The sequence below is a fragment of the Burkholderia latens genome (assembly GCF_001718795.1).
GTDB classification, from domain to species: Bacteria; Pseudomonadota; Gammaproteobacteria; order Burkholderiales; family Burkholderiaceae; genus Burkholderia; species Burkholderia latens_A.
This window is the reverse complement of record NZ_CP013437.1, coordinates 801,102-813,408: the sequence shown is the minus strand read 5'-3', so window position 1 is coordinate 813,408 and position 12,307 is coordinate 801,102. Positions and strand designations below refer to the sequence as shown.

The window sequence follows — 12,307 nt, the reverse complement described above, 5'->3', positions numbered from 1 at the left end:
TCGCCGGCGCGATCAACGGCCGGCCGCCGCGACACCATCCAGCTCGCGCACGGCGTCATCCGGCAGCACCAGCGCCCCCGCCGCCAGATTCTCGCGCAGATGCGCGACCGACGACGTGCCCGGAATCAGCAGGATATTCGGCGCGCGGCGCAGCAGCCACGCGAGCGCGGTCTGCATCGGCGTCGCGCCGACCCGCGCGGCGACGGCATCGAGCGTCGACGATTGCAACGGACTGAAACCGCCGAGCGGAAAGTACGGTACGTAAGCGATGCCGTCGCGTGCGAGCGCATCGATCAGGCGATCGTCGTCGCGGTGCGCGAGGTTGTAATGGTTCTGCACGCAGACGATGTCGCAGATTCGCCGGCCTTCGGCGATCTGCGCGGCCGTCACGTTGCTCAGCCCGATGTGCCGCACGAGCCCCTGCCGCTGCAGTTCGGCCAGCGCCGTCAGCGGCGCCTCGATCGAGCCCTCGGCCGGACCGTGCACGTCGAACATGATCCGCAGGTTGACGACCTCGAGCACGTCGAGGCCGAGGTTGCGCAGGTTGTCGTGCACGGCGGCGGCCAGCGCGTCGGCGGAGAACGCGGGCAGCCACGAACCGTCGTCGCCGCGCTTCGCACCGATCTTGGTCACGATCAGCAGGTCGTCGCGATACGGATGCAGCGCTTCGCGAATCAGCCGGTTCGTCACGTGCGGACCGTAGAAATCGCTGGTGTCGATATGGTCGACGCCCGATTCCACGGCTTCGCGCAGCACGGCGAGCGCCGCGGCGCGGTCTCTCGGCGGCCCGAATACGCCGGGACCGGCCAGCTGCATCGCGCCATAACCGACGCGATGCACGCGGCGGCCTGCAATGGAAAAGGTGCCGGATTGAACGATGGGTGACATGGCGTGACTCCTGGATCGAATGAATGAATCGCAGGTTACGCCGTGTCGCGCTGCGCGATAACCGGCAATAATGTGCACAACCTGTACGAAAAGGCGAACAATGCAAGTCGATCTCGGCGATCTGAATGCGTTCGTGGCGGTGGCCCGCGCGAAGGGCTTCCGCGAGGGCGCACGCGTGGCCGGCGCGAGTGCGTCGGGGCTCAGCGAAGCCGTACGCCGGCTCGAGGCGCAGCTCGGCGTGCGGCTGCTGCACCGCACGACGCGCAGCGTGTCGCCGACCGAAGCCGGCGCGCGCCTGCTTGCGCGGCTCACGCCGGCGCTCGTCGAGGTGGAGGCGGCGCTCGACGTGGTCAACACGTTCCGCGAGAAACCGGTCGGCACGCTGAAGCTGAATGTCCCGATGAGCGCCGCGCGGCTCGTGCTGCCGTCGATCGTTCCGCGTTTTCTCGATGCGTATCCGGAGATCCGCGTCGAGGTCATCGCGGACGAGAGCTTCGTCGATATCCTCGCCGCCGGCTGCGACGCCGGGATCCGCTACGACGAGCGCCTCGAGCAGGACATGATCGCCGTGCCGATCGGCCCGCGTTTGCAACGCTTCGCGACTGCCGCAGCACCCGCCTATCTCGACCGTCGCGGGCGCCCGGCCCATCCGCGCGACCTGCTCGATCACGCGTGCCTGCGCGGCCGCTTCGCGAGCGGCGCGATGCCGGCGTGGGAGTACGAACGCGACGGCGAAGTCGTGCGCGTGGAGCCGGCCGGGCCGCTCGTCGTGCAGATCGGCGGCGCCGTCGATCTCGCGGTGGACGCCGCCTGTGCGGGGCTCGGCATCGTGCACCTGTACGAAGACTGGCTGCGCCCGCACCTGGCGAGCGGTGCGCTCGAACCCGTGCTCGACGGCTGGTGGCGGCCGTTCCCGGGCCCGTATCTGTACTATCCGGGGCGGCGCTTCGTGCCGGCTCCGCTGCGCGCGTTCGTGGATTTCATCAAGGCGGATGCGGGGTAGCGGGCGGCCGGCGATCGATTTCCGCTAGCCGCGCCACGGCGGCCGTCACCGGCCCGTGCCGCCCGCATGCGTTGGAACGTCGTGCTTCGTGTCCGGTCACTCTTTACGCAAGCCGTACCGCAAGCGCCGCCGCAAGCGCGGGCAGCATCACGCATACGCCGATCGCGGCGAATTTCGCCGCGCTGACCTGTTGCCCTTCCCGGCGGATGGCCGCGAGCCACAGGATCGTTGCGAGCGATCCGGTGACGGACAGGTTCGGCCCGAGATCGACGCCGATCAGCAGCGCGTCGATCACCGGCTGCGGGCTGTGCGCGACACCGACGGTCGCGCTCGCGAGGAGCCCGGCAGGCAGGTTGTTGACCAGGTTCGACCCAAGGGCGACGGCGACGCCCGACGCCGCCGCCGCACGTGCCGCGCCGGCCGCCGTCAGCGCGCGCAACGTGTCGGCCAGCGCATGCACCGCGCCGGTACGATCGAGCGCGTCGACCAGGACGAACAGGCCGGCCACGAGCGGCAGTACGCTCCACGAGATCGCACGCAGCATCGGCCCGCACGCGGCGCGATCGCGCCACAGCACGCACGCTGCGGTGACGACGCCAGCCACCGCGGTCGGCAACCCGAGCGGCCGGTCGAGCAGCGACACGCCCATCAGCGCGGCGGCCGTCGCGGCGATGCCGGCCAGCGCGATGCGACCGCCCGCGGCGAGCGGCGGCACCGGCAGACCGGTCGCGCAGCGGCCGTGCAGCGCGTGCCGCTGCGTCGCGCGCAGCATCGCGTACGTACACGCGACCGACGCAACGGACGGCAGCGCGAAACGTGCGAGCCACGTGCCGAGCGCGGGCATGTGCGCGCCGTACAACACGAGGTTCGCGGGATTCGAGATCGGCAGCACGAAGCTCGCCGCGTTGGCGACGAACGCGCAGATGTACAGCAGCGGCAGCGGGTCTGTCTTCGCGCGGCGCGCGGCCGCGAACACGGCCGGGGTCAGCACGACGGCGGTCGCGTCATTCGACAGGAACACGGTCGTGACGGTCCCGACCAGATAGACGAGTGCAAACAGCCGCCGCGGCGAACCGCGTGCGCGATTCACGACATGCGCGGCAATCCAGTCGAACAGCCCTTCGCGACGCGCGACCTCGGACAGCAGCATCATCCCGGTGAGGAACAGGTACACGTCGCCGCCTTTCGCAACGGCGGCGAGCGCGGCATGCACCGGCAACAAGCCGAGACCGACCAGCAGCACCGCGCCAGCCACGGCCCAGATCGCCTCGGGCCAGCCGAACGGGCGCACGATCACGCCGGCGGTGGCCAGCGCAGAAATCAGCCACGCAAACGGGGCGCTATTCATCGCATCGGCACCGCGGATATCGGGAACGAACCGGCGCGCGCTTCATCGCGATGCGGCCGGCAAATCGCCCGGCGCGCCGCCGCGCGGCGGCTTGCCGCACGCGTCGCGCAACGAGCGCGCGTGACCGAGCCACAATGCGACCGAACCCGTCGACACCGCGCCCAGCACGACGAAGGCCGCCGGATAGCCGTAATGCTGCGCGAGCACGCCGCCGAGCACCGGGCTCAGCGCCGCGCCGATGCCTTGCGCGGTGGCGACCGCGCCCTGTCCGGCATTCACGCGCCCCGAGCCGTCGAGCAGCCGCACGACGAGCGCCGGTACGACGACGCTTTGCAGACCGGCACCGATGCCGTCGAGCAACTGCACCGGCCACACACCCGCCTCGCTCATCAGCATGGCCGCGAGCACGCCGCGCACCGGCAGCACCAGATACGACAGCAGCAGCACGCGCCAGTATCCGTGATCGCGAATCAGCCGCGGCGCGCACCATGCTGCCGCGATCATCACGCATTGCGCGATCACGATGGTCTGCGCGGTAAACGCGCTCGGATCGCTGCGGTGCGCGGCGACTACGCCCATACCGTACAGCGGCAGCATCGCCGCATTGCCGAGATGAAACAGCGCGAGCGACACGCCGAGCAGCAGCAGCGGCCGGTTCGCCGCGAGCGTGCGCCACGCGCCGGCGCTCGGTCCCGCAGCGTCATTCGCCCGATCTCGGCCCGGATCGTTCCCGGCGCGCGGGGCGCGGCCCGCGCCATCCTGCTCGTGCCCGGCAAGACCGCGCGCGCACGCATGGTCGATCGCGCGCGCGGGAATCGCGCAAGCGCTCCCGATCGCAAGCACCGCGAATACCGCCACGAGCGCAAATAACGCATCGAATCCCGCATGCCAGCCGAGCCAGCCAGCGAGCGCCGCGCCGGCGACGTTGCCTGCGTGGTTGGCCATTTGATTGCGGCCGAACTGCCGATCGAAGCCGTGCGTGCGCACGATGCCGAGCGTCACGCCCGCGACCGCCGGTGCAAGCGCCGCGCCGCAGACGGCGGCGACGACCTGCGAGGCCGCTACCGCCGGGTAGCCGTCGGCGAAACGCAGCATCACGGTTGCGAACGCGGTTGCAGCCGTCGCGCCGACGATCAGCGTGCGCTTCGCGCGCAGCGCATCGACCAGCGCGCCGGCCAACGGCGTCGCCGCCATCGCCGCCAGGCCCGCGAGCGTCATCACGGAGCCGATTGCGTCCGCGCTCCAGCCGCGGGACAACAAGATGACGCCCGCGAACGGGCCGATCCCGGCCTGCACGTCGGCGAGGAAGAAGTTGAGCGCTTCGAGCGCGCGCGCCGGTCTCATCGCCGTTGCGCACTCACGCGGCCGGCGCATCGACGAGTTCGGCGATGTCGGTGGCGTCGATCGTCGTACCGTGCGGCGTAACGATCGCATCGCCCCATACCTGCACGTGCGTGCCGGGACGCAGATAGTCGGCGAGTTCGGCAGCCGCGTGCGGCGGCATGCGCACCGCGATGCCATCGGTCAGCAGCGCGCCGTTGCACTCGCCTTTCGGTCCATGCAGCGCAAATGCGACCTCGCCGCGAACGTCCATCGGTTCGCGGCCCGCGCGTGGCAGCGGACGCGGCTCGTGAGCCGGCCCGGTATCGACGATGTCCGCGCCGTCGCGACCGGTCAGTTGTACGGCCGCGATCATGTCGGCACCGCGCGGCTTGATGCCGCGCACGCGGATGCGATCGCCGCACGCGACGTGCCGCACGAGTTCGCGGCCGAGATGCGGCGGCACGTGAACCTGCAGGTCGCCGTTCAGGATCAGCCCGTCGACTTCGCCGTGCGGATTGATCAGGAATTGGGTAACGCGGCCGCGCGTTTCGGGCAGGCACGCCGGATCGATCCAGTGCATGAGGTGAATCCTCCATCGGGATGTCGTCGCGTGCGTTGCGCATCGACGGAAGGCGGACGCACATTGCGGCGGCCAAGCGCGCGGCGTGAGCGCACCGCGACGACGGGTTGCGGTACACGCTATTTGCAAACCCCGTGCCACCGCACGCGCGCCCGTGCGGCGGCGCCCCGCGTCGGGCCGCCGCCGAGCGGGTGTCGGACAGGCCGACAGATGCGCGCAGCCTGTGTCGGAAAATCCGACACCCGGCGCCCCGCTCAGTCGTCGCGCGCGATCCCGAGGTTGGCCATGCGCGCATACAGCGACTGGCGGCCGATGCCGAGTTGGCGTGCGGCTTCGGCCCGATTGCCGTTCGCGCGCTCGAGCGCGCGCAGGATCGCCGCCCGCTCGACCGCCGCCAGCGCATCGGGCAGCGGCAGGTCGAACAGGAACGCGGGAAGCGCGGCATCCGCGGGCGCGGCACCGAGCGCGAGATCGGCCGCGGTGATCGCAGGTCCGGGTGCGAGCGCCGCAACGCGCTCCATCACGTTGCGCAGTTCGCGCACGTTGCCGGGCCAGCGGTGGCCGAGCAGCGCGCGCTGCGCATCGTTCGTCAGATGCAGCGGGCGTGCACCGGCCGCGCGTTCGAGAAAGTGCGCGGCGAGCGGAAGGATGTCGGCCACGCGCTCGGCAAGCGGCGGCAGGTGCAGCGGGATGACGTTCAGCCGGTAGAACAGGTCTTCGCGAAACGTGCCGCTCGCAACGGCCGCGGCAAGATCGCGGTGCGTCGCGGCCACTACGCGAATGTCGACCGGCGTCGGGCGGTCCGCGCCGAGCGGCGTCACCTCGCGCTCCTGCAACGCGCGCAGCAGCTTCGCCTGCATTGCGGCGGGCATGTCGCCGATCTCGTCGAGAAACAGCGTGCCGCCGTCGGCCTCGACGAGCCGTCCCGTGCGATCCGCCTGCGCGCCCGTGAACGCGCCGCGGCGATGTCCGAACAATTCGCTTTCGAGCAACTCGGCCGGAATGGCCGCGCAGTTCACGGCCACGAACGGCCCGGCATGCCGTGCCGACGCCGCGTGCAGCACGCGCGCGGCCACTTCCTTGCCGGTGCCGGTTTCGCCGGTGACAAGCACCGTTGCATCGCTCGTCGCGGCGCGCCCCAGCTGTTTCTGCACGTCGCGGATCGCGGCGCTGACACCGAGCAAGCGCGGGCGATCCGACGCGCGCTCGCCGGCAAACGCACCTGTGTCCGCGTCGCCGTCGGCGCGCGGCGCATGTGCGGACACGATGCGCTCGAGCACTTGCACGATGTCGCGGCGCCCGACCGGCTTCGTCAGATGGTCGAACGCGCCGGCGCGCATCGCGTCGATCGTGTTGTCGCTGGTCGCATGCGCGGTCAGCATCACGACCGGAATCGCGGCGAGTGCGGCGTCGTCACGCCATTGCGCGAGCACCGCGAGGCCGTCGAGGTCCGGCAGGCGGAAATCGAGGAACACGCAATCGATACGGCGGTCGTCGCGCAGCATCGAAAGCGCGGCGCGCCCCGATGCGGCCTCGACCACGCGATGACCGAGATCGTGCAGCGTTTCCGCAAGGCCGTCGCGAAACGCGGCGTCGTCGTCGACGATCAGGATGGTTGCCATGGAATCTCGATCACGAAAGAAGCGCCGCCCGGCGTCGCATCGAGCCACGCGCGGCCGCCGTGCGCGGCCGCCACTTCGCGCACGACTGCGAGGCCCAGGCCCGTGCCGTCCGCGCGGCCCGTCACGAACGGCTCGAAGATCCGCTCGCGTTGCGCATCGGGCACGCCCGGGCCCGTATCGGACACCGTGAACCGCAGCGTCGCGCCTGCATCGGCCGTCGTGCGCACGGCCGTGACCGACACCGCGCCGCCGTCGCCCGCATGGCGCAGCGCATTGAGCAGCAGGTTGTCGAGCGCGCGGCGCATCTGGTCGGGATCGAACGCCGGGTTGTCGGACGGCGGCGCGAACCGCTCGCCGCGCCCGTCGGGCTTGCATGCGAGCGCGACCGACTGGCGCTGCGCGAGCTCGCGGTGTGCGTCGACGACCGCCGGCAGCCATGCATCGAGATCGACGCGCGCGATGTGCGGGCTCACCGGCTGCGTGAGCGCGAGCAGCCCCGACAGCTGCGTGTCGATCCGGGCGATCTGCGCGAGGATGACGCGCAGCGCGTCCTGCTGGCGGCCGCAGTCGGCGACGAGCGCATTCTCGGCCTTCAGCCGCATCGCGCCCATCGGGTTGCGAATCTCATGCGCGAGCTGCGCGGCGAGCTTGCCGAGCATGCCGAAGCGCTCGGCCTGCGCGAGCCGCGCGGCCAGTTCGCCGGCCTGCTGCTGCAATCGCTCGGCTTGCCGCGCATGCGCGTTGAACGCGTCGATGATCCGGTCCAGATCCGGCTCGCCGACACGCGGCAGGTGCGCGGCGCGCGCCGCCGGCGACAGTGCCGCCTCGACGCGGCCGAGATTGCGCTTCCAGCGGCGCAACGCGAACGCGAGCGCCGCGGCGATCGCGAGAAGCACCGCGAGCACCGCCGCGAGCCCCGTCGCGAGCAGTTCGCCATGCCGGCCGAGCGGCGGATGCGCGCGGGTCAGCATCCAGACGAACAGATCCGGCCCCGCCGGCACCGGACACGCAACCGCCACGACCGCATCCTGCGCGCCTTCGACGACGTTCGTCGCAGTGGCGCGCGTAGCGGCCGCCGCGCCCAGCGTGCGAACGATCAGCGGCGTTTCCGCTTCCGGCACGTCGCGCTTGATGCCGCTGCCCTGATAGGTTGGAAATGCATAGGCGAGAAAACGGCCATCGCCGCCGGCACCGTCGCGCGTCCAGAAGCCGCCTTCGACGTCCGGCGCGTGCGCGAGCACGATGTCGAGGATCGCGTGCATCGGCTCGGGATCGGGTCGCCGGGCGGACGGCTGCACCGAGCCCGCATAGCGGGCCGCGACCGCCTCGCATGCGGCCGCGCCCTGCGCGCGCGCGCCGGCGATCTGTTCACTCTCGGCGGAACGGGCCACGATCCACACGAGCGCGACCAGCGTCGCGCACAATGCGGCAACGAGTGCCCACAACATCACGAGTTGGGTGGAGAACGACGGGCGCTTCATGGCGTCGGGTGAATTGTCGATCGCGACAGGATAGCGCAACGCATGCGCCGCACCCAGCTACGGCGGCGGCACCGATGCGCGGTGCGTGCCGCAGCTATCATGCGTGCCGCACGCACGAATGCGACGGCGAGAAAGGCGGATGAAAGACCCGAACGCTAGACTGCGTGCGGCAAGACGCGCGCGGCATCGACGCCGTGCGCCGCGCAGCGCGGTACGGCTTGCGCCCTCGCCATCTTTCAAGCCGAGGCCCGCATGCGCGATTCGAAGAAGCGTCTGGCGTTCGCCGCGCTGCTCGCAGCCGCCGCATTCTGCTGCGCGTCGGCGCCCGTGCGCGCGTGCGGCGTGCCCGCCGCCGTGGCGAGCATCGATCCGCCCGGCTATTACGACGATGCGGCAGGCTACGCACGCGCGGTCAAACCGATGCGCGACTTCATCGCGCGGCTCAATTCCGCTGCCGATCGCGGCGACTGGTCGTGCGCGCTCGCATTGCTGGAACGCTGGTCGCAAGCCGACGCGCTGATGGGGCCGATCGACGGTTACCAGGGATATTTCGAGCGCTCGTGGGCCGGCACCGACTTCGCGATGGTGATCCTGCGCATGCCGCGCGACGTGCGCGACGCAAACCGAGCGCGGCTCGACGCGCTCGGCCCGTGGCTCGAACGCATCGCGATCGCCACCCGCAATGCGGAAGCGATCAATCGCCTGCACAACAATCTCGTGTACTGGGCCGGGCTCGACCTGATCGCGACCGGCACCGTGACCGGCGACGCGAGCCTCGTCGATTCGGGGCTCGTGCGTGTGCGCGAAGGCATTCGCGACATCGGCCCCGACGGCACGCTTGCGCGTGAAGTGAAGCGCGGCAACCGCGCGCTGCACTATCACACGTTCGCGCTGCTGCCGCTCGTGTTCGCAGCCGAACTGGTGCAGCGGCGGCATATCGATCTCTATCGGGAAAACGATGGCGCGATCGGCCGCCTCGCGAATCTCGTGATCGACGCGGTGAACGATCCCGCGAGCTTCGCGAAGATCACGCCGGTCCCGCAGACGCTGTTTCCGTGGACGCTGCGCGACGAGCTGAGCTGGGTCGAGCCGTATTACGCCCGCTTCGGCGATCGCCGCCTGCAGGCAATGATCGCGCCGCGCCGCCCGTTCACGGAATGGCGGCTCGGCGGCAACGTGACGGCGGCATGGGGCGTGCCGCTGCACTGAGCGGCGGCGGCCCCACGTTGCCGTTGCCTCACGTCGCCTCGCGTCACCGCCGGTTCGACCGCGACACCACGTCGATCCACACCGCCAGCACCAGCACCGCGCCCTTGACGATCATCTGCCAGTACGCGTCGACGTCGAGCATCGACATCCCGTTGTCGAGGCTCGCCATCACGAGCGCGCCGATCAGCGCACCGTAGACGGTGCCCGAGCCGCCGCGCATCGACGTGCCGCCGATGAAGCATGCGGCGATCGCATCGAGCTCGCCCATCGAGCCCGCCGACGGCGAGCCGGCCGCAAGCCGCGCGGTATTGACGATGCCGGCGAACGCACACATCAACCCCATCAGCGCGAAGATCGCCAGTTTTACGCGATCGGTGTCGACGCCCGACAGCCGCGTCGCCTCCAGGTTCGATCCGACTGCGTAGATGCGCCGGCCGAACACCGTCTGCGTCGCGATCCACGAGAACACGCCGAGCAACGCGAGCAGCAGCAGCACGGGCACCGGGATGCCGCCGTAGCGGTCGAGCGTCGCGACGAATGCGAACAGCACCGCGCCGGCCCCGACGATCTTCGCGACGTCCTGCCACAGCGGCGCGACCGCGAGCTTGTAGCGGCGCCGCGTACCGCGCTGCCGGAAGACCAGCAGCGCGACCAGCGCGAACAGCAGCACCGCGAGGCCGTCGCCCGCCGCGCGCGGCAGATAGCCTTGCCCGATGAACACGAAGCCGTCCGATACCGGCGCGATCGTCGAGCCGCCCGTCACGCCAAGCAGGATCCCGCGGAACGCGAGCATCCCGCCCAGCCCGACGATGAACGACGGCACGCGCCGATACGTCGACCACCAGCCGTTGAACAACCCGACCAGCACGCCGAGCGCGAGCACCGCCGGCACCGTCGCCGCAACCGGCCAGTGGCGATTGACGTCGAGGATCGCCGCGACGCCGCCGAGCAGCCCCAGCAGCGAGCCGACCGACAGGTCGATCTCGCCGGCGATGATCACGAAGACCATCCCGCACGCGAGCATTCCCGTGATCGACATCTGCCGCAGCAGGTTCGACACGTTGCGCGGCGTGACGAACGCGCCGTCGGTCAGCACGGAGAAGAACACCCAGATCGCCGCAACCGCGAACAGCAGCGCGAGCACCTTGTAGCGCACGAAGATCTGGCTCAGCGGACGGCCGCGCAGGCGGCGCGCGCCGGTGTCCGGCGGCACGGTGGAGGAAGAGGAAAGTTCGGTATTCATGTCGCACTCGCTGCAATGGGGTCGGCCGGACGCCGCGCGGGCTTCAGCGCGGCGCCGAGTATCTGTTCCTGCGTGAGACCTTCGTTGACGAAATCGCCGCGCAGCTCGCCTTCGCCGATCACGATCACACGATCGGCAAGCCCGAGCACTTCCGGCAGCTCCGACGACACGACGATCAGCGCGACGCCGCGTTTCGCGAGCGCGAAGATCAGCCGGTAAATCTCGGCCTTAGCGCCGACGTCGACGCCGCGGGTCGGTTCGTCCAGGATCAGCACCTGCGGGTCGGCGAGCAGCATCCGCGCGAGCACCGCCTTCTGCTGGTTGCCGCCGGACAAGCTCGCGATCGGCAGGAACGGGTGCGCGGCACGCACCGACAGCCTCTGCATTTCGGTGCGGATCGCGTCAAGTTCGGCGGCCGCATCGATCCGGCCGCGCGCGGCGAACCGGCGCAGCACCGACAGCGTGATGTTGTGGCCGACGCCGAGCTGCGGCACGATCCCGTGACGCTTGCGATCCTCCGGCACCATCGCGATGCCCGCGCGGATCGCATCGGCCGGCGCACGGATCGCGAGCGGCCGGCCGTTGATACGCACGCTCGCCGTGCTCGCCCCCGGATACGCGCCGAAAATCGCCTGCATCAGCTCGGTGCGGCCCGCGCCGACGAGCCCGGCCACGCCGAGGATTTCTCCGCGGCGCACGCTGAACGACACGTCGTCCACGCGCTTGCGGCGCGGATTCGCGACATCGTGACAAGTCACGTTGCGCGCTTCGAGCACGATGTCGCCGATCTCGTGCGGCTCGCGCGGATACAGGTTGCTGATCTCGCGCCCGACCATCATCGCGATGATCCGGTCGGTGGTCAGCGCGCGCATCGGCTCGGTCGCGACATGGCGGCCGTCGCGGATCACGGTCACGGTGTCGCACACGGCTTCGATTTCATCGAGCTTGTGCGAGATGTATACGCACGCAACGCCGCGGCGCTTCAGGTCGCGCACGATATCGAGCAGGATGCGCGTCTCGGCCGCGCTCAGCGACGACGACGGCTCGTCGAGGATCAGCAGCTTCGCGCGCTTGTTCAGCGCCTTCGCGATCTCGATCAGCTGCTGGTGACCGCCGCCGTAGTTCATCACCGGCTGCGCGACGTTGATCGCGTCGATGCGCAGCTCGCGCAGCAACGCTTCCGAGCGCCGCACCATCTCCGCGTAATGCATGCGGCCGCCCGGCAGCGTGATCTCGTTGCCCAGGAAGATGTTCTCGGCAACCGACAGCTCGGGCACGAGCATCAGCTCCTGGTGAATGATCACGATGCCCGCGCGCTCCGTGTCGCGCACGCCCGACGCGACGAGCGGCTCGCCTTCCCAGCGGATTTCGCCGTCCCACGTGCCATGCGGGTAGACGCCCGACAGCACCTTCATCAATGTCGACTTGCCGGCGCCGTTCTCGCCGCAGAGCCCGACGCATTCGCCGGGACGCACGGTCAGGTCGATCCCGTCGAGCGCCTTCACGCCGTCGAATGCCTTGACGATGCCGCGCATCGTCAGCAAGGGTTCGGTCATACATTCATTGCCTCGCAGTAGACGCGGCCGCCGTCGTCGCGGCCGCGCGTCGCG

General features: G+C 70.3%; 10 protein-coding genes. 2 read left to right on the top strand and 8 right to left on the bottom strand.

All coding sequences use genetic code 11. From position 1 onward, the window contains the following. Positions 1-12: 12 nt before the first annotated feature. Positions 13-888, bottom strand: coding sequence for an aldo/keto reductase family oxidoreductase (locus WK25_RS19145; RefSeq protein WP_069242381.1), 876 nt, complete (start codon positions 886-888; stop codon positions 13-15). Between the two features lie 100 nt (positions 889-988). Between WK25_RS19145 and WK25_RS19140 the strand changes: the two genes are divergently transcribed. Then, complete coding sequence (locus WK25_RS19140) at positions 989-1,891, top strand: LysR family transcriptional regulator (RefSeq protein WP_069242380.1); 903 nt, start codon at positions 989-991, stop codon at positions 1,889-1,891. A gap of 103 nt (positions 1,892-1,994) precedes the next feature. Here the strand turns inward: WK25_RS19140 and WK25_RS19135 are convergent, their stop codons facing one another. The 5 genes from WK25_RS19135 to WK25_RS19115 all read right to left on the bottom strand — a co-directional run bounded on the left by WK25_RS19135 (position 1,995) and on the right by WK25_RS19115 (position 8,245). Next, positions 1,995-3,239, bottom strand: a complete 1,245-nt coding sequence (locus WK25_RS19135; RefSeq protein ID WP_038571907.1) for an arsenic transporter — start codon at positions 3,237-3,239, stop codon at positions 1,995-1,997. A gap of 42 nt (positions 3,240-3,281) precedes the next feature. Then, positions 3,282-4,583 carry an MFS transporter gene (locus WK25_RS19130; protein WP_069242483.1) on the bottom strand — a complete coding sequence of 434 codons (1,302 nt, stop codon included), beginning with the start codon at positions 4,581-4,583 and terminating at the stop codon, positions 3,282-3,284. A 13-nt stretch (positions 4,584-4,596) separates the two neighbouring features. Next, positions 4,597-5,142, bottom strand: a complete 546-nt coding sequence (locus WK25_RS19125) for an OB-fold nucleic acid binding domain-containing protein (RefSeq protein WP_038571905.1) — start codon at positions 5,140-5,142, stop codon at positions 4,597-4,599. 254 nt (positions 5,143-5,396) lie between these two features. Next, complete coding sequence (locus tag WK25_RS19120) at positions 5,397-6,764, bottom strand: sigma-54-dependent transcriptional regulator (RefSeq protein ID WP_069242379.1); 1,368 nt, start codon at positions 6,762-6,764, stop codon at positions 5,397-5,399. Next, positions 6,749-8,245, bottom strand: a complete 1,497-nt coding sequence (locus WK25_RS19115) for a sensor histidine kinase (RefSeq protein ID WP_069242378.1) — start codon at positions 8,243-8,245, stop codon at positions 6,749-6,751. The genes WK25_RS19120 and WK25_RS19115 overlap by 16 nt, the downstream gene beginning before the upstream one ends. A 252-nt stretch (positions 8,246-8,497) precedes the next feature. On the opposite strand from WK25_RS19115, the gene WK25_RS19110 reads away from it, so the two are divergent. After that, positions 8,498-9,454 carry a mannuronate-specific alginate lyase gene (locus WK25_RS19110; protein WP_069242377.1) on the top strand — a complete coding sequence of 319 codons (957 nt, stop codon included), beginning with the start codon at positions 8,498-8,500 and terminating at the stop codon, positions 9,452-9,454. A gap of 43 nt (positions 9,455-9,497) precedes the next feature. Here the strand turns inward: WK25_RS19110 and WK25_RS19105 are convergent, their stop codons facing one another. Further along, a complete protein-coding gene (locus WK25_RS19105; RefSeq protein WP_059545550.1) occupies positions 9,498-10,697 on the bottom strand; it encodes a sugar ABC transporter permease in 1,200 nt (399 codons plus the stop codon). Next, positions 10,694-12,253, bottom strand: coding sequence for a D-xylose ABC transporter ATP-binding protein (gene xylG, locus WK25_RS19100; RefSeq protein ID WP_069242376.1), 1,560 nt, complete (start codon positions 12,251-12,253; stop codon positions 10,694-10,696). The genes WK25_RS19105 and xylG overlap by 4 nt, the downstream gene beginning before the upstream one ends. Positions 12,254-12,307 lie beyond the last annotated feature (54 nt).

What these genes read in the sequence shown, in the direction of transcription:
- WK25_RS19140 (WP_069242380.1), top strand. Translation starts at nt 989, where the DNA reads ATGCAAGTCGATCTCGGCGATCTGAATGCGTTCGTGGCGGTGGCCCGC.
- WK25_RS19125 (WP_038571905.1), bottom strand. Translation starts at nt 5,142, where the DNA reads ATGCACTGGATCGATCCGGCGTGCCTGCCCGAAACGCGCGGCCGCGTT.
- WK25_RS19105 (WP_059545550.1), bottom strand. Translation starts at nt 10,697, where the DNA reads ATGAATACCGAACTTTCCTCTTCCTCCACCGTGCCGCCGGACACCGGC.
- WK25_RS19145 (WP_069242381.1), bottom strand. Translation starts at nt 888, where the DNA reads ATGTCACCCATCGTTCAATCCGGCACCTTTTCCATTGCAGGCCGCCGC.
- WK25_RS19135 (WP_038571907.1), bottom strand. Translation starts at nt 3,239, where the DNA reads ATGAATAGCGCCCCGTTTGCGTGGCTGATTTCTGCGCTGGCCACCGCC.
- WK25_RS19115 (WP_069242378.1), bottom strand. Translation starts at nt 8,245, where the DNA reads ATGAAGCGCCCGTCGTTCTCCACCCAACTCGTGATGTTGTGGGCACTC.
- WK25_RS19130 (WP_069242483.1), bottom strand. Translation starts at nt 4,583, where the DNA reads ATGAGACCGGCGCGCGCGCTCGAAGCGCTCAACTTCTTCCTCGCCGAC.
- WK25_RS19110 (WP_069242377.1), top strand. Translation starts at nt 8,498, where the DNA reads ATGCGCGATTCGAAGAAGCGTCTGGCGTTCGCCGCGCTGCTCGCAGCC.
- xylG (WP_069242376.1), bottom strand. Translation starts at nt 12,253, where the DNA reads ATGACCGAACCCTTGCTGACGATGCGCGGCATCGTCAAGGCATTCGAC.
- WK25_RS19120 (WP_069242379.1), bottom strand. Translation starts at nt 6,764, where the DNA reads ATGGCAACCATCCTGATCGTCGACGACGACGCCGCGTTTCGCGACGGC.